This window comes from Shewanella sp. P1-14-1 (genome assembly GCF_001401775.1).
GTDB lineage: Bacteria > Pseudomonadota > Gammaproteobacteria > Enterobacterales > Shewanellaceae > Shewanella > Shewanella japonica.
The window spans coordinates 89,602-113,636 of record NZ_LKTL01000019.1 but is presented as its reverse complement, the minus strand read 5'-3'; the positions used below and the strand labels follow the sequence as shown (position 1 = coordinate 113,636).

General features: G+C 42.6%; 21 protein-coding genes. 8 read left to right on the top strand and 13 right to left on the bottom strand.

Going from position 1 to position 24,035, the window contains the following annotated elements; genetic code table 11:
• Positions 1 to 711 precede the first annotated feature (711 nt).
• The gene (locus AN944_RS14785; RefSeq protein WP_055025406.1) at positions 712 to 1,941 is read left to right on the top strand and encodes a DUF6161 domain-containing protein; all 1,230 of its coding nucleotides are present in this window, start codon (positions 712 to 714) and stop codon (positions 1,939 to 1,941) included.
• 170 nt (positions 1,942 to 2,111) lie between these two features.
• On the opposite strand, the gene AN944_RS14780 is transcribed toward AN944_RS14785, so the two are convergent.
• The 5 genes from AN944_RS14780 to AN944_RS14760 form a co-directional block, all read right to left on the bottom strand.
• On the bottom strand, positions 2,112 to 2,732 hold the full coding sequence (locus AN944_RS14780) for an SCO family protein (protein WP_055025416.1): 621 nt from the start codon (positions 2,730 to 2,732) through the stop codon (positions 2,112 to 2,114).
• A gap of 96 nt (positions 2,733 to 2,828) precedes the next feature.
• Positions 2,829 to 3,743 (bottom strand): heme o synthase, encoded by a 915-nt coding sequence (gene cyoE, locus AN944_RS14775; RefSeq protein ID WP_055025405.1) that lies wholly within the window; start codon positions 3,741 to 3,743, stop codon positions 2,829 to 2,831.
• 14 nt (positions 3,744 to 3,757) lie between these two features.
• On the bottom strand, positions 3,758 to 4,738 hold the full coding sequence (locus tag AN944_RS14770; protein ID WP_055025404.1) for a heme A synthase: 981 nt from the start codon (positions 4,736 to 4,738) through the stop codon (positions 3,758 to 3,760).
• A complete protein-coding gene (locus AN944_RS14765) occupies positions 4,738 to 5,292 on the bottom strand; it encodes a hypothetical protein (protein WP_055025403.1) in 555 nt (184 codons plus the stop codon). Before AN944_RS14765 ends, AN944_RS14770 begins: the two co-directional genes overlap by 1 nt.
• A gap of 21 nt (positions 5,293 to 5,313) precedes the next feature.
• Positions 5,314 to 6,081, bottom strand: coding sequence for an SURF1 family protein (locus AN944_RS14760; protein ID WP_055025402.1), 768 nt, complete (start codon positions 6,079 to 6,081; stop codon positions 5,314 to 5,316).
• On the opposite strand from AN944_RS14760, the gene AN944_RS14755 reads away from it, so the two are divergent.
• A complete protein-coding gene (locus AN944_RS14755; protein WP_055025401.1) occupies positions 6,080 to 6,307 on the top strand; it encodes a DUF2909 family protein in 228 nt (75 codons plus the stop codon). The two genes, AN944_RS14760 and AN944_RS14755, sit on opposite strands and share 2 nt — an antisense overlap.
• A 28-nt stretch (positions 6,308 to 6,335) precedes the next feature.
• Here AN944_RS14755 and AN944_RS14750 read toward each other — a convergent pair whose 3' ends face one another.
• The 6 genes from AN944_RS14750 to lexA all read right to left on the bottom strand — a co-directional run bounded on the left by AN944_RS14750 (position 6,336) and on the right by lexA (position 12,519).
• Positions 6,336 to 7,211 carry a cytochrome c oxidase subunit 3 gene (locus AN944_RS14750; RefSeq protein WP_055025400.1) on the bottom strand — a complete coding sequence of 292 codons (876 nt, stop codon included), beginning with the start codon at positions 7,209 to 7,211 and terminating at the stop codon, positions 6,336 to 6,338.
• A complete protein-coding gene (locus AN944_RS14745; protein WP_055025399.1) occupies positions 7,208 to 7,771 on the bottom strand; it encodes a cytochrome c oxidase assembly protein in 564 nt (187 codons plus the stop codon). The genes AN944_RS14750 and AN944_RS14745 overlap by 4 nt, the downstream gene beginning before the upstream one ends.
• A 1-nt stretch (position 7,772) precedes the next feature.
• The gene (gene ctaD / locus AN944_RS14740; protein ID WP_055025398.1) at positions 7,773 to 9,389 is read right to left on the bottom strand and encodes a cytochrome c oxidase subunit I; all 1,617 of its coding nucleotides are present in this window, start codon (positions 9,387 to 9,389) and stop codon (positions 7,773 to 7,775) included.
• A 9-nt stretch (positions 9,390 to 9,398) separates the two neighbouring features.
• Positions 9,399 to 10,958, bottom strand: a complete 1,560-nt coding sequence (gene coxB / locus AN944_RS14735; RefSeq protein WP_055025397.1) for a cytochrome c oxidase subunit II — start codon at positions 10,956 to 10,958, stop codon at positions 9,399 to 9,401.
• Positions 10,959 to 11,398: 440 nt separating this feature from the next.
• Positions 11,399 to 11,905, bottom strand: a complete 507-nt coding sequence (locus AN944_RS14730; RefSeq protein WP_055025396.1) for a cell division inhibitor SulA — start codon at positions 11,903 to 11,905, stop codon at positions 11,399 to 11,401.
• On the bottom strand, positions 11,902 to 12,519 hold the full coding sequence (gene lexA / locus AN944_RS14725; RefSeq protein ID WP_055025395.1) for a transcriptional repressor LexA: 618 nt from the start codon (positions 12,517 to 12,519) through the stop codon (positions 11,902 to 11,904). The genes AN944_RS14730 and lexA overlap by 4 nt, the downstream gene beginning before the upstream one ends.
• Before the next feature lie 409 nt (positions 12,520 to 12,928).
• Between lexA and plsB the strand changes: the two genes are divergently transcribed.
• Complete coding sequence (gene plsB, locus AN944_RS14720; RefSeq protein ID WP_055025394.1) at positions 12,929 to 15,349, top strand: glycerol-3-phosphate 1-O-acyltransferase PlsB; 2,421 nt, start codon at positions 12,929 to 12,931, stop codon at positions 15,347 to 15,349.
• A gap of 11 nt (positions 15,350 to 15,360) precedes the next feature.
• Complete coding sequence (gene mtr, locus AN944_RS14715) at positions 15,361 to 16,605, top strand: tryptophan permease (RefSeq protein ID WP_055025393.1); 1,245 nt, start codon at positions 15,361 to 15,363, stop codon at positions 16,603 to 16,605.
• A gap of 34 nt (positions 16,606 to 16,639) precedes the next feature.
• On the opposite strand, the gene AN944_RS14710 is transcribed toward mtr, so the two are convergent.
• Positions 16,640 to 17,683, bottom strand: a complete 1,044-nt coding sequence (locus tag AN944_RS14710; protein ID WP_055025392.1) for a helix-turn-helix domain-containing protein — start codon at positions 17,681 to 17,683, stop codon at positions 16,640 to 16,642.
• Positions 17,684 to 17,843: 160 nt separating this feature from the next.
• On the opposite strand from AN944_RS14710, the gene AN944_RS14705 reads away from it, so the two are divergent.
• From AN944_RS14705 to AN944_RS14690, 4 genes are all read left to right on the top strand, one after another.
• Complete coding sequence (locus tag AN944_RS14705; protein ID WP_055025415.1) at positions 17,844 to 18,188, top strand: hypothetical protein; 345 nt, start codon at positions 17,844 to 17,846, stop codon at positions 18,186 to 18,188.
• The gene (locus tag AN944_RS14700; RefSeq protein WP_055025391.1) at positions 18,185 to 19,408 is read left to right on the top strand and encodes an HlyD family secretion protein; all 1,224 of its coding nucleotides are present in this window, start codon (positions 18,185 to 18,187) and stop codon (positions 19,406 to 19,408) included. The genes AN944_RS14705 and AN944_RS14700 overlap by 4 nt, the downstream gene beginning before the upstream one ends.
• Positions 19,409 to 19,646: 238 nt before the next feature.
• The gene (locus AN944_RS14695; protein WP_055025390.1) at positions 19,647 to 20,441 is read left to right on the top strand and encodes a VOC family protein; all 795 of its coding nucleotides are present in this window, start codon (positions 19,647 to 19,649) and stop codon (positions 20,439 to 20,441) included.
• A 98-nt stretch (positions 20,442 to 20,539) separates the two neighbouring features.
• Entirely contained in the window at positions 20,540 to 20,806 is a 267-nt protein-coding gene (locus AN944_RS14690) for a tetraspanin family protein (protein ID WP_055025389.1), read from the top strand.
• 76 nt (positions 20,807 to 20,882) lie between these two features.
• Here the strand turns inward: AN944_RS14690 and AN944_RS14685 are convergent, their stop codons facing one another.
• Positions 20,883 to 24,026, bottom strand: coding sequence for an efflux RND transporter permease subunit (locus AN944_RS14685; RefSeq protein ID WP_055025388.1), 3,144 nt, complete (start codon positions 24,024 to 24,026; stop codon positions 20,883 to 20,885).
• Between the last annotated feature and the right edge of the window lie 9 nt (positions 24,027 to 24,035).

Genomic DNA, 24,035 nt, shown 5'->3' with positions numbered 1-24,035 from the left:
AGCAAGCTTCATGCTTATTCGAAAATAGCTAACGCTTTAGATAGGCCATCCATGGCCAACTAAAGCTAGCCTGACGTCCTGTCAGGCTTACGCCATTTTCTTCAACGCATTTCAGCAATTTCAATGGGGATCATTGTGCCCGAAGGTTCGTTTGCTGCTTAAGCATTCGCTGTAATAACAATCGCACTGCTTTTGATCTTCTTCGAATGTTCAATTTGAATTGAGGTAAGCAAGAAAATCGCGTGAGTCTAGCCATGGATGGCTAGCTAGCTTTCGAGGGGAAGGGACGCCCCATCGGAAGCGTTAGTGATTTTTGCAGCTTGTCGAAGCGGGCTACAGATAAAGTTAAACGCTATGAAAGTCCCCATTGAAATTTTTCGCTTTTCAGAAAATTTCGTAGGGGCGGGTGGGTGTTCCAAGAGGGAGTTGCCGTTCACTCCCTTTTGGTCTGGTGTGGGCGAAGCGCCACGACCTTGATCCTCATTCAAACGAAGTTTGGAAATTATTAAAGTGATTCCTTGAGTTAGAATAAGTGACATATAAAATACTAATGTTCACCTACCTATTTTCTTGTGCTCGTTTATTCATCATGACTCTGCTAGAGTGCTTATAAATCAATAGCTTTACTTTAGCTTAAGCTGCAAGTTTGTTAAATTTGCTTGTTCGTTTGCCAGAGACTCGAGTATTGGTCATTAATTCAAGGAATGCATGATGTCTGAAAAAGAAGTAGAAAAATTGAAACGAATTCAACTTAAAACAGAGTCCGGTACTAGGTGGTTTGATGATCCTGCAAAATTATTACAATGGGTACAGCAGCAACGTGCCTTGTATAGCTTTCATTCAAATGTAAGTCACCGATATGGTTTACAGCAAATATTTCAGCAATTTGAACAATCTTGGAATTCATTGAAGCAACAAATAACTAATGGACTTCAAAGATTTCAAAATGTGCCTTCCAACTACAATAAGCGTGTAGAGGATTGGGTTACACAATTTCAAAATCAACTAGCTAATAATGTGTTGTTTACAACAGACGCCCCATTCGCTGAGTTTTTAACGAGGCAGGCTAATAAAAGACCTGAACTGGCCGTTGTTGCTGTAGCAATATTCTTCGATCGAAATATTACGAACATTGATAGTTATGCAATAGAGGGGATTTCCCAAGCTCAAGATTATTTGAATGGAAATACTCAAAGGGACGAAGATGAATCAATGAAGCTATCTTCAGTCATCGGCCGATGGGATAATGAATTACATGAATGTAAAGATAAGTGGCTAAAAGATTTCAATAATGAAGTGAAAACTGCTAATCAATTAAATGTAAAGGCTAATGAGTTAGTTGAAAGGTGGGAGAAGAATGTAATTGAGCAAACAGTTGAGCTTGAAGAGTCAAAAAAACAATTTAAAGAAAAGCTTGTGAAAACATATGATGAAGCAAGAAATGATCTTGAAAGGTTAACTAGCACATATGATGATAAATTGGCGTTGCACGCTTCAGTAAAATACTGGGGAATTCAACAAAAACAGCACGAAGGAAAAATGAAAGTCTTTGGTATTACCTTGGTAATAGCTGTTCTGTTTGTTGTTATAGGGTTAGTAATTTTTTCAAACAATGTATTAGACCAAAGCTTTGCTGATATTAAGATTAGTAAACTCGTTACCGTGGCTGTGCTTACTACCTTTGGAATTTGGATCGTTAAAATACTAGCGAATATTTTTATGTCTCATATGCACCTTTCAACTGATGCACAAGAGAGACGCACCATGATGCATACATACTTAGCATTAAGTCGCAAAGGTCATGGTCCGAAAGATGAAGATAAACAACTAATTTTACAAACACTTTTTCGCCCTAGCACTAGCGGCATGGTAAAAGAGGATGCAGGACCTACTAATTTAGTTGATATGGTCAACAGGCTCGCATCAAAAAAAGCTGGTTAGCATTTAATAAGCCAAAGTGAATAAGTATGGTCTGGTCAGAATAAATTTAAGAAAAGGCTATTTTAACTTACTTGTTTAATTACCTACACAGCGCCAACTCTCGATCATTAAAAAGCCTCAATATTTTCTTATTGAGGCTTTGTCATAATTCAATTTCTAATCAAAAAACACTATGCACTTTCAATAATCAATTTCAAATCAGCAACCAGCTCTTTATTCAAAATCTGTGGGATCTTTCCTGGTTGTTGTTTGGGTTTAAACACCGCAAACTTTTCCCCTTTAGGCGACACTAAAACATAGCTGGCACTGTGGTCTACCTGATAATCAGCGCCGTCACCTACCATGGCATAGGCGAAACCTAAATCACGGGTGAACGGGAACAGTTGAGTGTGGTCAGCTGTGACAGCTTTAAAGTCTCGATTAAAAAAATTGATGTAATCTAAGCGCTTTGTTTGCGTGTCTCTGTCTGGATCAACTGATACAAACACCACCTGAATATCTTCTGATACTGATTGCAGTTCAGCATAAGCGGCATTGAGTTTATTCAACGTTGTTGGGCACACATCTGGGCAAGAGGTAAAACCGACAAACAGTAAACTCCACTTACCGAGTAATTGTTGATTGCCAAACTCATTGCCCAACTGATCATGCAGGGTAAACGGTGCCAGTGGTCTTGGGTTATCAAAAAGATAACTACTTTGAAGGGATAAGTCAGGCACCTGAGTCATCAAAGCCGTATTTGCTGATTGGCGAGGGAATAGCGCTGCAACCGCAACGCCTAAGCCCAACATGATGACGGCTAATAAAAGGATTTTTTTCAATCGGTCACTCCCCGTTTATTCATTACAGCATTGGTTATTGCTATGTGCATAACTTAAGCCCATAACTTAGACCCACAAGTAGTGATCAACTAATAGCACTAAGAATAAAATCATTAAGTGGTAAATAGAGAACTTGAATACATCCATTGCCAGACCTGGTTTGTCATGGAACTTTAATTGCCAAGCTTTATAGATAAACCCACAACTTAATAAAGTTGAACCGACTAAATAAACAGGTCCACACATGCCCACTAACACAGGTAATAAACATGCGATGGCCAGTAATAAGGTGTAAAGCAATATGCAAGTTTTAGTGAACTCTACACCATGGGTGACGGGCAACATCGGCACGTCGACTTTGGCGTATTCTTTTTTACGGTGAATCGCTAACGCCCAGAAGTGTGGTGGTGTCCAAGTGAAGATGATGATCACTAAAAGCAGGGCATTACCATGTAACTCGTTGGTGACCGCTGTCCAGCCTAGTAATGGTGGCATGGCGCCAGCTAATCCGCCAATGACGATATTTTGCGGTGTGGCACGCTTTAAATATGCGGTGTAGACCACTGCGTAACCAATTAAACTGGCGAATGTTAGCCATGCGGTTAGCGGGTTAACCAACGCATACAGAATAATGAACCCACCTAAGCCGATTGAAGTGGCGAAGGTCATGGCTTTGATTGCTGATACTTTGCCTTTAGGTAAAGGGCGGTTGTAGGTACGCGCCATTAAGCCATCAATACGGCGATCGATAAGGTGGTTATAGGCCGCTGCAGCACCTGCCATCATGGCGATGCCAATCATGCCAAAAATAAGCGGTTGAAGTGGAACAGCGCCGGGGAGCGCAAGACACATACCGACCAGCACTGTTAGCAGCATCAGTGCGACCACCTTGGGTTTGGTCATTTCAAAATAAGCGCGCCACTGTAGTGGGCTAGTGTTGGTTTTCGTTGCGCTTGCGGACAGTGAAAGTGATTTAGCCATAATAGAATCCTTGCTTAAGCTTTACGCCACAGCGCATAGTTAATGAAAATAACGGTTAGCAGTAATAATGCTGCGCCGCCATTATGTGAAACCGCAATACCAAGCGGCAGGTGCATAACAATATTGCTAATGCCTAATCCCACTTGGATTACGACGAGTGCGAACAACAACCAAGCACTTTTACGCATCACTGATGACTGTGCTTTTAGTAATTTAAAGGCCAGCCAACATAAACAAGCGGCAGTGATAATGCCCCAAATTCGATGGGTTACATGAATAGTCATGCGGGCGGGGTATTCTAATACGCCAAATTCAAAGCTAGGGTGATCGCCTTGAAATGGCGAAAATGCTTTGGCAAACGCTAAGTTATCCATCCAATTGCCTTCACATATCGGTAAAGTTGTGCAGGCTAATGCGGCGTAGTTTGATGAGGTCCAGCCACCCAGTATGATTTGTAATATCAGTACTAGCATGCTGACCATAGCAAGCGGTGCAAGCTTTCTGGCGTAGGCATCACCACCTGGGATCCGCAAAGGTTTGGTTCTAAGATAGAGTAATAGCAGTAACGAAAATAAACTGAATCCACCAATTAAATGACCCATTACGATAATGGGCATTAGCTTCATGGTAACAGTCCACATCCCGAGTGCGGCTTGAAATAGTATTAAGGCTGAAATAAATATCGGCAGTTTTTTAGGTGCATCTGCACGCTTCAAGCACACAATTAAAATGGTTAATACTAAAAGTCCTAGGGCTCCTGCAATATAGCGGTGAATCATTTCGAGCCATGCTTTTTTAGGCTCGACGGTTTGGTTAGGGAAATTTTCTTCGACTTTGGCTAATGCGGCGGAGTCACTTGGTACGCCAATATGGCCATAACAGCCGGGCCAGTCAGGGCAACCTAAGCCGGCATCAGATAAACGGGTATAAGCGCCCATTAAGATCACGGCAAAGGTAAACACCAAAGTGAATTTGAGTAAGGTTTTGATGTTCATTAACCGACCCTCGACAATTTGAGCATTTTGCGCAAGTCGCTGATCATGGATTTACCTTGCGCAATATTCTCTTCTTCGCCAGCAATACCTGGATATTGCATGACTAAGCTACCGAGGGGATCAACAATAATAAGCTGTTGCTTTTCCATCATTGAAGTTAGCTGTGGGCTGGCTTGAGCGGTTGCAAAAGGCACATTTAAACTGGCTAAAATTTGGGTGTCACTGCCGTCTTGTAACAAAACAATAGGGCTGACACGATCTTGATGTTTACCCAATGCCACATGACTTTGATGCAAAACGTATAAACGTTGTTGGCATTGCTCAAGGCATTGTTTTGGCAGTAGATAAAGTAACTGCCACGACTGAGGCTGAGGGTTGTCCATTGATAAGCTCTGATAGCTTATTGAAGGCGAAATCAGTTGGCCTTTATTGGTCGCTGCACCATTATAAAGATCCATACTGAGCACGAGTTTGGCCATAGCTACGGGTAGAATAAATACCAACAGCAGTATATAAAGCGTCTTGTTGCTCTTTGGTTTTGCTGGGGAGTTCATACTTGCTCCTCTTGTTACGACTTATTTTGTTATAGGGTGTGGTGATTTCTTCAACGTTTTAAAACCAATCCATAGCATGAGCCCTAAAAAAACCGCTGCCATGGTGAACCATTGCAATGCATACCCTTGGTGTTTCTGTGCTGATAAGGGAATGGGTGTCCAAGGTTTTGCTAATGTCATTGTTGGAGTCACATCTGGCTGCAATACTGCCGGTGCCAGTTCGTGGCCTACTTTCTCTGCTAAGGCCACAAGGTTTAAATTTTGAAACCGAATCACTTCATGGTTATTCATTGAAAATGTTTCGGCATATAGCGCTTCGCTTAATGGGTTTGTTTGCTTTTGATAGACCCGCCCTGTTAACTCATATGGCTGATTAGGCATGGGAGTCAGTGCTGGCAGAATACGTCTGTCTTTATTGGCGCCAACAAACCCTAGTTCAACCATTAACCAAGGTTGTGACTCAGACACCTTGACCAATTGATATGCGAGATAACCCACTTGACCGTTATGAACTTGATTATCAAGTAATAAAATTTGTTCGCTGACTGCGATGGTATCGACAGTTAATCGGTAACCTGTCACAGGGTCATTGTTAGCTAAATTAAGTAAACTTTGGTAATCCAATGCGCTGGCGGCTTGTCGTTCAGCTAGCGTGGTTTGCCATGCTTGTTTGTACTCCGCTCTATCGAGTTGCCATAAACCTAACTTGACCAAAATAGAAAACACACTCACAGTAACAAGCAGCAATAACCCAGTAGATAGTCGCCAGACTCGCAAAGGAGAGCCCATGGCAGCGTTAGATACCTTAGTTATTTTCAAGCTTGTATTAGTACTACTGCTTGTATTCATATTATTTAATTTAGCTAGAGCCTTGTTTATTATGGTTAAAGCTGAAAACAAACAGCCAATGAGTCAATATTTGGGGCGACGCGTTATCTTTTCAGCTGTGGTGATGTTGTTATTGTTGCTGGCCCTAGGATTAGGCTGGGTAACACCTAACCCTAGGCCGTATTAGCTCGCCTCTGTAGAGGTGAGCCATACTCTTAAATGACGTAGACAAAAATAAATAAGCATAACCAGACTACGTCGACAAAATGCCAGTACCAACTACCAGACTGGAAGGCAAAATGACTCTCAGGGGTAAAGTGGCCTTTGAGCACCCTAAAGAACAGAATAATCAAGAACACAGTCCCCAATGTGACGTGCATACCGTGAAAACCCGTCAGTAAGAAGAAAGTGTTACCGTAGATCCCTGATGATAGTGTCAATCCCATTTCTTGATAGGCATGAATATATTCTTCAACTTGTAAAAATAAGAAGCCAATACCCAATAAGATGGTTAGTCCTAACCAGACTTTTAATGCCCCACGCTTAGACTTTTCAAGAGACACATGGGCAAAGTGTAAAGTGACTGACGATGCGAGTAATATCAGGGTGTTGTATAGGGGTAACCCTGTCCAAGGCATCGCTTCAGTCGTAGTGCCATCAGGTGTTTTAGTGAGTGGCCACATGGCCTCAAAAGTCGGCCAAAGCACTTCATGGGTCATGGCATTGTTTGAAGCACCACCTAACCACGGAATAGCGACCATTCGTGCGTAAAATAGTGCGCCAAAGAAGGCGCCGAAGAACATAATTTCAGAGAAAATAAACCAGCTCATTCCTTGTCTAAAAGAACGATCCATTTGCGCTGAATATAAGCCAGACATTGATTCATCAATGACGTTTTTAAACCAACCAAACAGCATAAAAATGATGACTGCGATACCAGCCACGAGGATATAGCCGCCCGATGTTTCTTCGGTGGCGAGTTGTTGTACGTACGAACCTGCGCCAAAAGCAATTAGGAATAACCCAATAGCGCCAATGATGGGCCAGGCACTTTGCGCTGGCACGTAATAAGTTTCATGTTTTGTTGTCATCTTGCTGCTCCTTGCTCTATGGCCGCAGTTTGTTTGTCTGTGATGTCATAGAGGGTATAAGAGAGAGTCAAAGTTTTAATGGAATCGGGTAAGTCAGGATCCACATAAAAGATTAATGGCAGTTCAGCATTAGCCTTTGCAGCTAGGGGCTGTTGATTAAAACAGAAGCATTCCGTTTTATTGAAATATGCAGCGCCTTGGCCAGGCGATACCGAGGGTATCGCTTGGCCTACAAGAGGTTTAGCAGAAAGGTTTTTTGCTAAAAATGCAGTGCGAGTTAGCTCTCCTGGATGAACCTGTATTCGGTTCACTTTGGGGCCAAACTCCCATGGCATACTGCCTTGCACTTGGGCGATAAATTCAATAGTAATGGTGCGTTCTTTATCAACGACCACCGCTTCATAACGACTTGCTGTACCTTGAGGCTTTCCGTTAATGCCTAAGGTCTCGCAAAGCACGTCATAAAGCGGTACCAGCGCAAAACCAAAGCCGAACATACCTATTGATCCTAATACCAGACCTATAAGTAAGTTACGGTTTGATTTTGTTGGCTGGCTCATATCACTTCACCTCTGGTGGTGTGGTGAATGAGTGGTAAGGTGCTGGACTGGCAATGGTCCACTCCAGTCCTTCAGCGCCTTCCCAAGGTTTATCAGCCGCTTTCTCGCCACCTTTGACACATTTAATCACTACGGCTAAGAAAATTAGCTGTGATAAGCCAAATGCGAACCCGCCGATTGAGACAATTTGATTAATATCAGCAAATTGAATGGCGTAATCTGGAATTCGGCGAGGCATGCCTGCTAATCCTAAAAAGTGCATCGGGAAAAACAGCACATTGACTGAAATCACGCTACACCAAAAATGCCAGCGCCCTAGGGTTTCGCTATACATATGGCCAGTCCATTTTGGTAACCAATAATAGGCAGCAGCCATAATAGAGAACACCGCTCCAGTCACCAGTACATAGTGGAAATGCGCCACCACGAAATAAGTATCATGGTATTGGAAATCAGCAGGTGTTATCGCCAGCATCAATCCTGAAAAACCACCAATGGTAAAGAGAATAATAAAGGCAATCGCAAATAACATAGGGGTTTCGAACGTGATTGAACCACGCCACATCGTTGCTACCCAGTTAAATACTTTTACCCCTGTCGGCACCGCAATTAACATGGTGCAGTACATGAAAAACAGTTCAGCAAATACTGGCATCCCTGTGGTAAACATGTGATGCGCCCAAACCAAGAAGGATAAAATCGCAATACTGGACGTGGCGTAAACCATCGAAGCGTAACCAAACAACTTTTTACGACTAAAGGTGGGAATAATGGCCGAGATAATCCCGAACGATGGCAAAATCATGATGTAGACTTCAGGGTGACCGAAGAACCAGAAAATATGCTGGAACATGACGGGATCACCGCCACCTGCGGCATCAAAGAAACTGGTACCAAAGTATTTATCGGTTAATACCATGGTAACCGCACCTGCAAGTACGGGCATCACTGCAATCAGCAAGAATGCAGTAATTAGCCATGTCCATACAAATAATGGCAACTTCATCCAAGTCATGCCTGGTGCACGCATATTAACAATGGTCACGACCACGTTAATTGCGCCCATAATCGAACTGATCCCCATGATATGCACCGAGAAAACAAATAGTGCAGTGCTATCAGGGCTATAGGTAGTTGATAGCGGTGCATAGAAAGTCCAGCCAAAGTTAGGGCCGCCGCCTTCCATAAACAGCGAACTCAACAGAATCGCGAAGGCAAATGGTAAGATCCAAAAGCTCCAGTTATTCATTCGAGGCAGTGCCATATCAGGTGCACCAATCATCATTGGGATCAGCCAGTTGGCTAACCCTGTGAAGGCGGGCATGACGGCACCAAATACCATAATAAGACCATGTACTGTGGTCATTTGGTTAAAGAAGTTAGGGTCAACTAACTGTAAGCCTGGCTGAAATAGCTCTGCGCGAATGACCATTGCCATCGCACCACCAGTGAGGAACATAATAAAACTGAACCATAAATACATAGAACCAATGTCTTTATGGTTAGTGGTTAATATCCAGCGCATGATGCCTTTTGGCGCGCCATGATGGTGATCATCATGGCCGTCATGAGAATGTTCATCATGAGCTGGGGTAGTATCTTGTGTAATTGTGCTCATCTGTATCCCTTACTTTCCATGACCAACAACATCGGTGGCTTGAACAGCATCACCAGTATTATTTCCCCAAGCATTTCGCTCATACGTCACAACAGCTGCGAGTTGCTGAGGTGAGAGTATGGAGCTAAATCCTTGCATTGCTGTACCAGGTTGGCCATTGATAACCACTTCAAGGTGTCCTTCAACAGGGCCCATGACTAACGGACTGCCCACTAACGCAGGGAATGCGCCAGGTAAACCTGTACCAGCGGCTTGGTGACATGCAGCACAGCTGCTGAGGTAAACTTGCTCACCCATTGCCATCAGCTCATCCATAGATAAGTCATCCATAACAACGTCAGGCGTTGCTTCTTCAACGACGTCAGCAACCACTTGTTCTACCTCAGGTTGTGTCGCTGGTAACTCAGCAGGCAAAGTAACAGGCGTTGGCTTATCACTTGCATCGCTAGGTGCCCCACCAGAGTTCACATCTGCAGCTTGAACCACATCACCAGAATCATTACCCCAAGCGTTTCGCTCGTAGGTCACAACAGCTGCAATTTCTGTTGCAGTAAGCTGTTTCGCGAAGGCTTGCATGGCAGTACCAGGCTGGCCGTTGACGACAATATCAATGTGGCCAGCAACTGACCCTTTAATGATTGGGCTGCCGATAAGAGACGGGAATACACCAGGTAGTCCTGCACCATTTGGTTGGTGACAAGCGGCGCATCGGCCCATGTAAACTTGTTCACCTTGAGCCATCAACTCATCAAAGGTCAGGGTTTGCGACAGTGACGCTTCGGCCGCGGCTTTTGCATCAGCAGTTAGTTGTTTTTGATCTTTTAGCCATTGCTCAAAGTCTGCTTCAGAAACGGCTTCAACTACCACCGGCATGAATCCGTGGTCTTTACCACACAACTCAGCACATTGACCTCGGTAGGTACCAACCTTATCAATCTTGGTCCAAGCTTCATTAATAAAACCTGGGTTAGCATCTTTTTTCACCGCAAATGCAGGAACCCACCAAGAGTGAATCACATCATCTGAAGTCATTAAAAAGCGTACTTTACGATTGATTGGCAGAACGAGGGGCTTATCGACTTCAAGTAGGTAAGTTTCAGTTTTCGTTTCTGTCCCAGTAATTTGATCGGCAGGGGTGGAAAGTAAACTGTAAAACTCGACGTCTTCATTAAAATAGCTGTAATGCCATTTCCATTGAGAGCCGGTTACTTTAATAGTTAACTCCGCATCACTTGGGTCTTCCATAGCAATGAGGGTTTTTGTGGCAGGAATTGCCATACCAATGAGGATAAGAAACGGCACGACAGTCCATGCTATTTCCACTTTGGTACTATCATGGAAATCAGCAGGTACTGCACCCTTTGATTTTCTATGATAAATCATGGAGTAAATCATGATTCCAAATACCACAACACCAATAGCACAACAGATATAAAGAATGATCATATGGAGGTCGTAAACCTTACCACTGATCTCTGTTACCCCTTGGGTCATGTTAAGCGGCATATCAGCCGCTGCAAGTGGCACTGCAAAAAACAGCACCATTAATCCATACAACAATCGCTTCACAAGACTACTCCTCTGCCAATTGCGATTTGCAATAACAACAAGGAAAAGTCACACAGTAATACTCTGCTCTATGCAAACTTTTCTATTCCCGAAAAAGTTTGATCACTTCAAAGTACACGGTGGCAGTGAGTATTAATACTCGATTATTCTATTGGGTTTTGGTGGCCACACTTGTACCTAATACTGAACTTTTCAATTCTTAAATTGACGCTTTTTATTCAAGGCTTTCTATACCGCATGGTACCAGCACAATCTTTACAGCGTTTTATCACTTATGTTCATTTTTACCACTAAGAGAGGTCAATAAATGTTACTCCCTTGTTAACTACATTACTTGGAGATTAAATATTGATCAAGATCACTTTATCATCTAATTTGCTGAAAAAAGGCGCAAAAAAAAGCCCGTCACCGAAATGAAGGGCTTTTTTAGCAAATAGACTTTAGTGAAATGCAGATAAATTCAATTGAGTTGCAGTCACAGGATTACTGGCGTTTAATTGGTCATCACGTAAGTGAGTATTTACATCTTCAATAATGACACCTTGCGCTAAGGCGCTTTTAGCGACTAATTGAATGCGACGATTATCACGAGCATCTAATGGGGTTGTCCATGTAATCACTGCGCTGGATGTACCACTTGTGAGTGCTTTTTCCATTGCCCACAGTGTTTCGACTTCATCTTTAGTGTGAACCAGTAATACACGGTCCATTCTGACATTGGCGTTCGCTAGAATTTGTTTGTAACCAATGTGAGGTGGATTAATCAGTACAATCCATCGCCCTTGTTGACTTAATACGGCTAACTGGCCGCATAGCTGAGTTAATTCAGTTAACCCTTGGTTAGCTGTTTGTTTGGTTTCGATACCTTGCTTTACTGGCGCAGCTGCTGATGCCATGTCCATCCATAAACCTGGGTGACGTGGTGCATTACCTATTAATGTGTTCATAACCAACCTCCATTACGGATAACGCCAACAGCGAGCCCTTCAATCGTAAGGCTTTGGCATGTTAAATCGACTTTTATCGGCGAGTACTGCTCGTTTTCTGCATGCAGATAAACAACGTTGCCTTTCTTTTCAAAACGCTTCACGGTGACATCATCATCAACACGGGCAACAACGACTTGACCATTTTTAGCTTGCTGCATTTTGTGAACCGCTAATAAGTCACCTTCAATAATGCCAATATCCTTCATACTGTCGCCACGAACACGTAGTAAGAAATTAGCATTGGGTTTAAACATTTCAGGATCAACTTGAAAGTATTGTTCAACATGTTCTAACGCCAAAATTGGTTCACCAGCCGCAACCTGACCAATCAGTGGTAAGCCTTCTTCGACTTCCTCTTCTTCTTGGACCATACGAATACCGCGAGAGGTACCTGGAATAATTTCAATGCAACCTTTTTTAGCGAGTGCTTTTAAATGTTCTTCTGCAGCATTAGCACTTTTAAAGCCTAATCTAGTGGCAATTTCTGCACGAGTTGGTGGCATACCTGTCTCGGCAATATTGCATTTAATTAATTCTAGAATTTCAGCTTGTCGTGGCGTTAAAGGTCTCATGTTGATTCCTGTTTTTTTATACAGTGACTGTCATTATATACAGTATCTTTGGTCGCGCAAGTATTAACCAACATTTTTTGCTGATAAAGCAATAGATATGAATTTTTATCGAAGTTTTTAGTTATTTAAAGATAATAAAATCAGTGGTTTATTGTTTTTGTGGGTCGTCGGTAAATTAGTGTGTTTTATTATTGATGACTCAAGTGAATAAGCCAAAAAGTACTGGATACCGTCTATTTATACAGTACTGTACCTAAATGTTTTGCTACTTACTAAGTGATTGATACTTGATGTTAGAACCAACAAAACTTGCTACTTAAATGTTAACTAGATTTACCGAGGTTAGTGTAACTGAATGATATTCTGGTATCCTATGCGCAATAAATCGTTGTTGATAATGCGAAGACCCATGCTAAAACCAGATTCTATCATTGCTAAATCATTACGTTGGATTCAGAAATTAATGGTACACAGTGTTGTTGTGCCTGAGGATCCGTTCGCTGACCTTAACTTAGATCCTGACAAACCAGTGGTCTATGTGATGAAAACGGAGTCGCTGAGTGATATTGCTGCCTTACATGAAATGACAGCTAAATATAACTTGCCAAGTCCGTATGAACGGTTAGATGTTGATGGTTTCAATACCCCTAGAATTGTGTGTGTGGAAGGGCGTAAACCCTTGTTTGGTAAGCGCCATAGTAGCGATAAATTTGTAGCAAACTTTACTAAGTTGCTCGAATTACACCAAAAGAACAAAGAACTCGACATCCAGCTTGTGCCTGTAAGCCTATATTGGGGTCGTATCCCAGGTAAAGAAGATGACACCATGACCGCTGCTGTTTTTGAGCGTGAAAACCCAACATGGTTACGTAAATGGTTAATGATTCTATTTTTAGGTCGCCATAATTTCATTCAATTTTCTAATGCCATGTCGCTGCGTTATATGGCTGATGAACACGGTACAGATGTCAGTATTGCGCATAAGCTTATCCGTGTGGCTCGTGTGCATTTTCGCCGTCAACGTAAAGTGATGACGGGGCCTCAGCTTCCTAATCGTCAAGCGATGTTCAATTCGCTGTTAAAGTCAGAATCCATCAAGCGTGCCATTCAAGAAGAAGCCGTTAACAAAAAAATTCCCGAAGAAAAGGCACGTGAAAAAGCCATTGAGTACCTTGATGAAATCGCAGCAGACTATTCGGATAACTTGATTCGTATTGCTGAGCGTTTCTTAACTTGGCTTTGGAACAAGTTATACAGTGGTATTAGCATCAAGAGTGCGGAGCAAGTTCGTAAACTGCATCATGATGGTCATGAAATCGTTTATGTGCCGTGTCATCGAAGCCATATGGATTACTTATTACTGTCATATATTCTTTATTATCAAGGCATGGTTCCACCGCATATTGCGGCAGGGATTAATCTTAACTTTTGGCCGGCAGGTCCAATGTTCCGCCGTGGTGGTGCCTTCTTTATCCGTCGTAGTTTTAACGGTAATAAGCTTTATACCGCAGTATTCAGAGAGTATTTAGATCAACTATTTGCTAAAGGCTATTCAGTTGAGTATTTCACTGAGGGTGGTCGTTCACGTACTGGTCGTCTACTTGCTCCTAAAACGGGCATGCTAGCCATGACGGTAAACAGCGTATTGCGGGGTATCGAGCGTCCTGTGACCTTAGTGCCAGTGTATCTTGGCTACGATCATGTCATGGAAGTGTCGACTTATCATAAAGAATTAAGCGGTAAGAAAAAGCAAAAAGAATCTGTATGGCAAGTATTTGGTGCATTGCGTAAGTTGGGTAACTTTGGACAAGGTTACGTTAACTTTGGTGAGCCAATTAACGTACAGCAGTTCTTAAATCAGCAGTCGCCAGATTGGCGTGAAGAAGTGGCTAAAGATCCTGAGCAAAAACCAACGTGGTTAACGCCTGCGGTTAATCAATTAGCCAATAAAGTGATGACCAACATTAACAGTGCAGCAGCTGCGAGCTCTGTTACGTTAACCAGTATGGTGTTATTAGCCGCTGAACAAAATGCATTAGAGCGCACAGAGCTGGAACGTCAGCTAGATTTATATCTTAAATTGATGAAAGAAGTACCTTACACTGATTACACCTCAGTAGCTCAAGGCAGTGCTAGTGAATTAGTTGATCAATGTCTATCACTGAAAAAGTTTACTTCGCACACTGATCAAATTGGTGAAATTATTGCGATTGAAGAGTCTTCAGCAATTGCGATGAGCTACTACCGAAATAACATCATCCATTTAATGGCAGTTCCTTCGTTAATTGCGAGTTGCTTGGTGCAATACGAAGAGTTTAATCGTCAAAAAATTCATGAAATCGTTAATGACTTCTACCCGCTACTCAAAGCTGAGTTGTTTATGGGGATTGAAGACTTACCCGCTTACATTGATAGCGTATTAAACTTATTTGTTGAGCAAAAGCTTATTTCGGGTACAGACGAGTTTGAACTCAATCAAAGTAATATTACCCAGTTAATGTTATTGTCTGAAACTGTCAGTGAGACATTACAACGTTACGCGATTATCTTTAATTTATTGGCTTATAAACCGGATATTGAACGTTCAGATCTAGAAAGCGCGAGCCACTTATTAGCTCAGCGTTTAGGTGCTTTACACGGAATTACTGCGCCAGAGTTTTATGATAAAAAACTCTACAATAATTTGAGTGTAAAATTAAAAGAATTAGGGCACTTGTCGGGTAATGACAATCAGTTTGCTGTCATCCGAATTCGCGACCATGCCAATGGTATGTTGCGTTTATCTGTTCGTAAAACCATAGTAGATAGCGTCACTATGGAACATGGGTAACCACTAACTTTATGAGTTCAACACAATCACAACCGCACAATAAATCATTATTAGGCGGTGCTATGATTATTGCCGGTACCACAGTCGGTGCCGGTATGTTTTCCCTTCCTGTTGTCAGTGCTGGTATGTGGTTTGGCTATTCCATTGCCATGCTAATCGGTATTTGGTTTTGTATGTTGGTGTCAGGCTTAATGCTACTTGAAACCAACTTGCATTTTAAACCTGGCGACAGTTTCGACACGTTAACCAAAGTGACATTAGGCCAATTCTGGCGGATAGTTAATGGGCTTTCCATTACCTTCGTATTATATATTCTGACTTACGCTTATATCAGTGGTGGTGGCTCTATTGTGAACCACACCTTGTCAGGTATGGGCATTCATTTACCACAAAGTATTGCAGGCTTAGTTTTTGCCCTTGTGCTTGCTGCGATTGTGATGATTAGCACTAAAGTGGTCGACCGTATTACGACAGTAATGCTTGGCGGGATGATCATTACTTTCTTTTTAGCCGTCGGTAATTTGCTGATTGATGTGGAAACCGTGAACTTGTTAGTCCCTGACGGACAGGCGAGTTTTGCTCCATATATTTTAGCTGCCATTCCTTTTGGTCTGACAAGCTTTGGTTATCACGGCAATGTGCCAAGCTTAGTTAAGTATTATGGCAAGCAGCCTAATGTGATTATCAAGGCGATTTGTATCGGTACCTTTATCGCGTTAGTGATTTACACGTGCTGGTTAATTGCCACCATGGGCAATATTCCTCGTAGTCATTTTAGCGATATTATCGCTCAAGGTGGGAATATGGGCGTATTGGTTGCGGCATTGTCAGATGTGATGTCCAGTGCTTGGCTAAATACCATGTTAACTTTGTTTGCTAATTTGGCCGTTGCGTCATCTTTCTTAGGGGTGACCTTAGGCTTGTTTGATTATTTAGCAGACTTATTTGATTTTGATGAATCGGCTAATGGCCGAATCAAGACCGCTGCAGTGACCTTTATACCGCCAACCATCTTAGGCTTATTATTCCCAGATGGTTTTTTAATCGCTATTGGTTTTGCCGCTCTTGCCGCGACAATTTGGGCTGCTATTGTGCCAGCGATGATGGCGTATAAGTCACGTAAAATGTTCCCTGATGAGAATAGCTTTAGAGTTCCTGGTGGTACGCCGCTAGTGGTTGTAGTGATTCTTTTTGGTGTGCTAACAGCAGCTTGTCACTTATTGGCAATGGCTGATTTATTACCTGTTTATCGATAAGCTATACGCAATATTGATAATCTAAAAAAGCCCTCTATTGAGGGCTTTTTTGATGCAATTTTTCAACGTACTGAGTCGGTGATTGATGATGTAATCGCCTAAAACTTTTACTGAAGCTGCGAACACTGGCATAGCCAAGTAGCTGCGAAATCTCTTTAACCTCTTTGCCTTCAAGCATATATTTCACTGCTAAATTTCCTAAGATATAGCGCATTAACTCTGTAAAACTAAAGCCATTACGCTGCAATCGTCGCTGTAATTGTTGTTTCGAAAAACCACATAATTCCGAAAGGGAATCTAATGTGGGTAAACCATAAAAACGTATGTAATTCACCAGCTCATAAAGCACTTTAGGCGTGTCATGGGGTTGAGGCATATTTAAATATGAGTCGAGTTGATTGAGGCTAATACTACTTTTGTTATTGCGCTGAATATGTTGGGAGGTGGATAGCGAAGCTAAAAAGTGTTGTTCAGAGCTAATCAAGGAGTCGACATCAAGCCATATCTCGGTTTGCGGCGCATTCCAGGTCACTTTGGTTCCAAATACTGCTTCGCTCTCCTGTTGGTTAATGGCGGGGCCACTGAGCATCACTTTAATCGGGGTGAAGTCTTTGCCTAAAAAGTGCTTGCAGGTATTTAGCAGTGTTAAGGCTATGCGGAGCGAGTCATGGGATTTGGCTTTGCCGCTGACATAGTTATTGCGATAGCACCATTTAATAATCTTATTCGACTGAGCACCGTAGTAACTTGCACCTGAATGAAAACAAGCCATGGCATAGTTAATGCGCCGAAAGGTAATTGCCAAGTCTGGAGTCGCCAAGAACCAGTTGTTAGGCATATTAAATTGGTTGACGGTTAAGTAGTGTTGGAGCGTCAACATATAATCTTGAACATTCGATAATTGCTCAATCTTACTCAGCCACATTGATACTTCCGAGAAAGGGATTAATGTCATGGGCTCATTCAACAAGCTTTGAGGGATCGATAGATCCTTTGCTGTGATGCCATAGTGGGCTTCAACCCCTTTTAGCACGGGTAAAATACAGCAAACTCGAATAAATGAAACTTCAAATGCCATGTCAATTTCTCGTTAAGTGCTTAGGATCGGTAGATGATATTTAAGTAACTATATATATCAAAAAACATTGATAATTGATACGTATGGTTACTTTGTGTTGTGGTTTTGTCGTTTGGGTGCACACTACGCAGCATCTAAGTTAACAAGAGGTGCAATCACTATGAGTTTATTCAGTATGCCATTCGTCGATTCTGGAGTTGATGTTGCACTTCATGGTGTGGCTTTAGTTGTATTGGTCGGGGCTGTCGCTGCCGCAGGATTCGGTTTTTGGAAAGTTCACGAGTTGCCGATTCATAAAGCTCACAAAGAAAAACATCAACAAATAGGACTGATTACTGCGCTCACATGGATAGGGTTTATCTGGCATTGGGTTTGGGTGTTAGCAGTCATGGTCGCGTTTATTGATAGTGGTAAAGCATTAAGAAGGATCAGAGATATTTGGCGAGAGAATGAACGGGAAGAGCCTGTTACCGCCACTCCAGCAAAAGAGGAGATTAGCTCATGATTGAAGGTTTAGCAGTTTGGGCGTTGTTCATCTATATTTTACGCTTGATAGGTATGCCTTGGAATAAAGGCACAAAAGCTTTTTCATACTTAGGCGGTGCTGGCTGGTTACTGTTTGTATGGGTAGGACTATTAAACTATGCGCCTATGGATATTACAGGTGGCTCTGTTGTGCAATCTCCGCATATTCAATTGCGTCCAGCTTCGACACAAATTAAAGGTAATGTAAAAGGTATCTATGTCGAACCTAATCAAAGAGTAACAGCAGGGCAATTAATCTACGAGATAGATGATGAGCCTTATCAAATAGCGCTGAATAAGGCTAAAGTGCAGCAACAAACAGCTAAGGTTGCATTGTCACTTGCTAAAGAAGATATAGGTATCGCTGAAAAAGTTTTACACGCTGCGCAGTCTGATGTTGCGATTAATCAAAACCAACTGCATGCGAGTAAAAAAGACTTGGTGTGGAAGCAAACCACCATGAATCGTTATGTTGAACAAAACAGTAAAGTGGCTGACACCATTACTGAAAGTCAGCTAGATGAGCAACAAACGGCTGTCGATTTAGCGCAAGCGAAAGTGGATTCGTATGTGACACAAATTGCCAAATCGAATACGCAAGTACAAAAAGCAAAGTTAGATATTCAAAAAGCACACTTAACAGTAAAAAGCCGTCAGTCTGATTTAGACAGTGAACTTGAAAATGTGGCTCAGGCGCAATGGAACTTGGACAATACCAAGGTTTTTGCACCTGCAGATGGTTATTTAACGAACTTCATCATGCGTGAAGGGCAGTATGTGGGGGTCGCACCTCGTATCCAAATGTATACCGATGAAAAGTACGTGCTTATGCGGGTGAATCATCAAGCGATTCGTAATGTGAAAGTTGGCCAAATGGCAGAGTTTGCTTCAGCAGTATATCCTAGCAAAATTTTCAATGCAGAAGTTGAAGGGATTATTGAAGCAACAGGTGAAGCCCAAGGTAGTTTGTTGGCTCGAGATGACAATGTTAGACAAACAACGGGGCAGAACATTAATAACAAGCATCACTTTGTGCGCTTAAAGTTGCATGAGGCTGAAGGCTTTGATATTCCAGTAGGCTCTGTTGGCTTAGCATGGGTATCGGCGGCTAAACCTGTTGAGTTCCTCGCATTTTTAGATGTGATACGTGGAATTATTATCAGAATGAAGTCGCAAATATACTACATCTGGTCAATATAACCTCGGGTTATACAACCAAAGTTTGAATGGTATATCGCGTTAAAAACGCTCTCGCAAGAGGGCGTTTTTTTATGGTGCAAATTAAACTGATTATTCCCTCGACAGGCTAACTAAAACGGTCTTAACTATAGACATGATTTCCAAAATATTTGCAGTGTCAGTTTTAGTCTTGATAGTGAATATCAGATAACTTTGCCGTTAATCGCACTGAGCAAATATACATTTCAAGGATAGGTTTATGAATGTGACTCACTACATGCAAGGTCAGCCTTGCTGGGTGGAACTGGCCACTCATGATTGGTATTCCGCAAAAGGATTTTATCAAGCGTTATTTCAATGGCATCCTGATGATATGCCTATGCCAGAAGGGCATTACACTATGCTACAAATAGACGGAGATGATATTGCCGCTATGTATCAAATGCCCAAAGAAATGGCCAGCCTTCCCACGCATTGGGAGTTGTACTTTGCGGTTGATGATGTCGCTGAAACCGTTAAAGCTATTCAGCATGCTGGTGGAGAAATTATCGCAGGGCCACATGCTGTGGGTGATTCTGGAAAAATGGCCGTCTGTCGCGACCCTGAAGGTGCTCGTTTTTCAATTTGGCAGGCGATAGAACATATAGGTATCAAGCGGACTTTTGAGCCAAACACCTTATGTTGGGTCGAGTACATGTGCCGCAATGTTGGCGTGTCGAAGAATTTTTATTGTCAGGTTTTGGGTTTTGATACTGAGTCAGTGGATATGTCAGAAGTGGGTGTTGCTGAATATGTGCAGTGGCTTGTTGCTAAGCAAGCTGTTGGCGGCATGATGGAGATGACCGAAGAGTTTGGTGATATGCCATCGCATTGGATGTTGTATTTTAGTGTCGATGATTGTGACATGATGGCGCAAAAGGCAGAAGAATTGGGCGGTAAAGTTTGCGTCCCTCCTACTGATATTCCAGATGTTGGCCGCTTTGCAGTGATAGATGACCCTCAAGGTGGGACGTTTTCTATTATCAAATTAAGCTTACCTATTGCTAACGGATAATCTGCTTTAACTTAGGCTTTTGGTTTGATAGCTTAATGATGCTTTGCTGATGGTTTAGCAAAGCCTTCACGGAAATCAACAGAGCTCAAGGAAGCAGCATGCAGCAAACGAAAGAACACAAACTCGCTGAAATTCAAAAGAAAATGATGCTGGTGGCAATAATTGATTTACCTGGGACATTGCTATTAGCGGTAGGTCTATATGGGATAGTTGTTGGCTACAGGCTTGAGGCTTTGCCAATGTTAGATAACCCCAATGTGCTTTACGTTATGATGGCCGTCGGTGCGAGTATCATGTTTTGGGGTTTAGTCAGTATGTTTCGGCTTGCTCGTATCAAACAGCAAATAGAACACGATGATTCTTAAATAATGTGATTATTTTTACAAAAAAAGGCGCTATTTGCGCCTTTTTTAATGTGTTATTACTAGGTGTTAACTAAGTTTAGTTGATTGTTTTTGGAAGCTTTCTTCCGTAAATCAACAAGTAAATAGCAGGTATAACAAACAAGGATAATAACGGCGCAGTGACCATGCCACCGACCATAGGGGCGGCAATTTTTTGCATCACCTCATTACCAGTACCACTGCCCCACATGATTGGTAGTAAGCCGAAGAAAATGGTCGCAACCGTCATCGCTTTCGGACGAATTCGCATCACCGCTCCATGAATTAATGCTTCGGTTAAGTCGCTGCGTTGTTGGTATTGGCCTTGGCTTTTTCTATCTTTAATACTGTTATTTAAATAGACTTGCATGACGACCCCAAATTCAGCAGCCACGCCAGCCAGCGCAATCATGCCAACAGAGACTGCAACCGAGAAATTGAAGTCCAGTAAATACAATAGCCAAGCACTTCCTACTAATGAAAATGGCAAACTCAGCATAATCACTGAAGCTTGAGTGAATGAACCAAACGTCATCATTAGCAGCATAAATATCACCGCAATCATTAAAGGAATGACTAACTCCATTTTGGCTTCGACTCGCTGCATATACTCATATTGCCCAGCGAAGGTATAGCTATATCGTGCTGGTAATTGGATCTGTTCATCTAATGCTGCTCGAGCTGTCTCGATGTACTCACCGATAGATATATTGTCTAAATCGACAAATACCCAACTGATTAACCTGCCGTTTTCACTGGCCAACATGGGAGCCCCATCGCTAATCGTAATGCTGGCTAAATTGCCTAATGGCAAATATTTCCCTGTTTTTGTCAGGACAGGTAATGCGGTAAGTTTTTCTATGCTGTCACGCAACTCTCTTGGGTATCGAATATTAATGGGATAACGCTCTTGCCCTTGAATCGATTGCCCGACTTGCATACCGCCAATGGCCATTTGTACTACATCTTGTATGTCTTTCAATGTCATACCATATCGAGCAGCGTTTTTAAGATTTGGCTCAATATCAATATAACGTCCGCCGCTGGTTCGTTGGGCAAAAGCTGACTTAGTGCCAGGTAGTGAACTGACGACAGCTTCAATCTCAGTACCAATACGCTGTAACTCATCAATATTGGCGCCTGAAATCTTGATGCCAACGGGGGTACGCACCCCCGTGGAGAGCATATCAATACGGGTTTTAATGGGTTGAACCCATGCGTTGGTCATACCGGGGATTCTGACCGTTTGCTGTAACTCTGCAATGATCCCTTCAAGTGTCATACCTTCACGCCATGTATCACGAGGCGCTAACATGATTGTGGTTTCTAGCATGGTTAACGGTGCAGGATCTGTTGCGGTCATGGCGCGTCCGACTTTACCAAACACCCGCTTAACTTCAGGTACAGTCTTAATTAATCGGTCTGTTTGCTGCAAAATTTCAGCGGCTTTACCAGCGCTAACGCCAGGTAAGGTTGTTGGCATATAAAGCAAATCGCCTTCTTCGAGTTCAGGCATGAACTCACTGCCCATTTTCGTCATAGGATAAACCGCACTACCTAGGGCGACTATCGCTAATAAAATGGTGAACTTGGGAAAGCGTAATACCAATCTGAGTAAGGGCTCATACATCGCAATGAGCAAGCGGCTGAGTGGGTTCTTTTTCTCGTCAGGGATCTTGCCTCGAACAAAATATCCCATTAATACAGGGATAAGGGTGATAGCCAGCAAAGCACTGGCTGCCATCGCAAATGTTTTAGTGAATGCTAACGGATGAAATAAACGTCCTTCTTGAGCTTCAAGAGCAAACACTGGAATAAAGCTTAAGGTGATAATCAACAGACTAAAGAAAAGCGCCGGACCGACTTCGATAGAGGCTTTGCGTACCAGCTCCCAATGCGCTTCTCCTGTGGGCGCTTGGCCTTGATGTTGCTGTCGGTAATGTTCAAGATGTTTGTGGGTATTTTCCACCATGACAATGGCTGCATCCACTACCGCTCCAATGGCAATGGCAATGCCGCCTAAACTCATGATATTGGCATTAACGCCAATCAAGTTCATCGCAATAAAGCTGATTAAAATTGAGATAGGCAGTGAAATAATCGCTACCAATGTTGAGCGGGCATGAAGTAAGAAAATCAGACAAATGATGCCAACAACCAACATCTCTTCTAAGACTTTGTTTTTAAGGTTATCCACTGAATTAAGGATGAGCTGTGAACGGTCATAAGTGATGACTAACTCCACCCCATCGGGTAAGCCGTTTTCGATTTCTGTCAGCTTTTGCTTAACATTGTTTATAGTGGATAAAGCGTTTTCGCCGTAGCGCATGACAACAATGCCACCGACCACTTCACCTTCACCGTCTAATTCTGCGATACCACGTCTTGCGCTTGGGCCTGTGCGCAGTTGGGCGACATCTTTCATCAATACAGGAATACCTGAATCAGAAACAATGCCTAATGGAATTTCGTTAAAATCAGCCAAGGTTTGGCGATAACCGGTTGAGGTAATCATGTATTCGGCTTCAGCCATTTCGATGACTGACCCGCCGGTAGAACTGTTGGAGTTATCGAGCGCATTTTTAACCGTCATCAAATCAATTTGATATAAGGCCAGCTTATGCGGATCGACAATGATTTGATAAGACTGCTCCATACCGCCAATCGTTGCGACTTCTGAAACGCCAGCCACACTTTGTAATTCAAGCTTTAAAAACCAGTCTTGCAGTGAACGAAGTTGGGCTAAATCATGCTGGCCTTTGCGGTCAACTAACGCGTACTGAAATACCCAACCAACCCCAGAGGCATCAGGCCCTAATGTTGGGGTGACATTATCAGGTAGCTGGGTTTGGGTTTGCGAAAGGTATTCCAATACTCTTGAACGAGCCCAATAAATATCGGTGCCATCTTCGAAGATGATGTAGACATACGAGTCGCCAAACATGGAAAAACCACGCACCGTTTTTGCGCCAGGTACAGCAAGCATGGCTGTTGATAACGGGTAGGTAATTTGATCTTCCACAAGCTGTGGTGCTTGCCCAGGATACGATGTTTTAACAATCACTTGTACGTCAGACAAGTCAGGCAAAGCATCCAGCGGTGTTGTTCGCATCGCTTGATAGCCAACTAATGCAACAACAAGGGTCAGTAGTAACACCATTGCTCGCTGCTTAATCGAAGTACTGATTATTTTTGCTAACATGACAGTCTC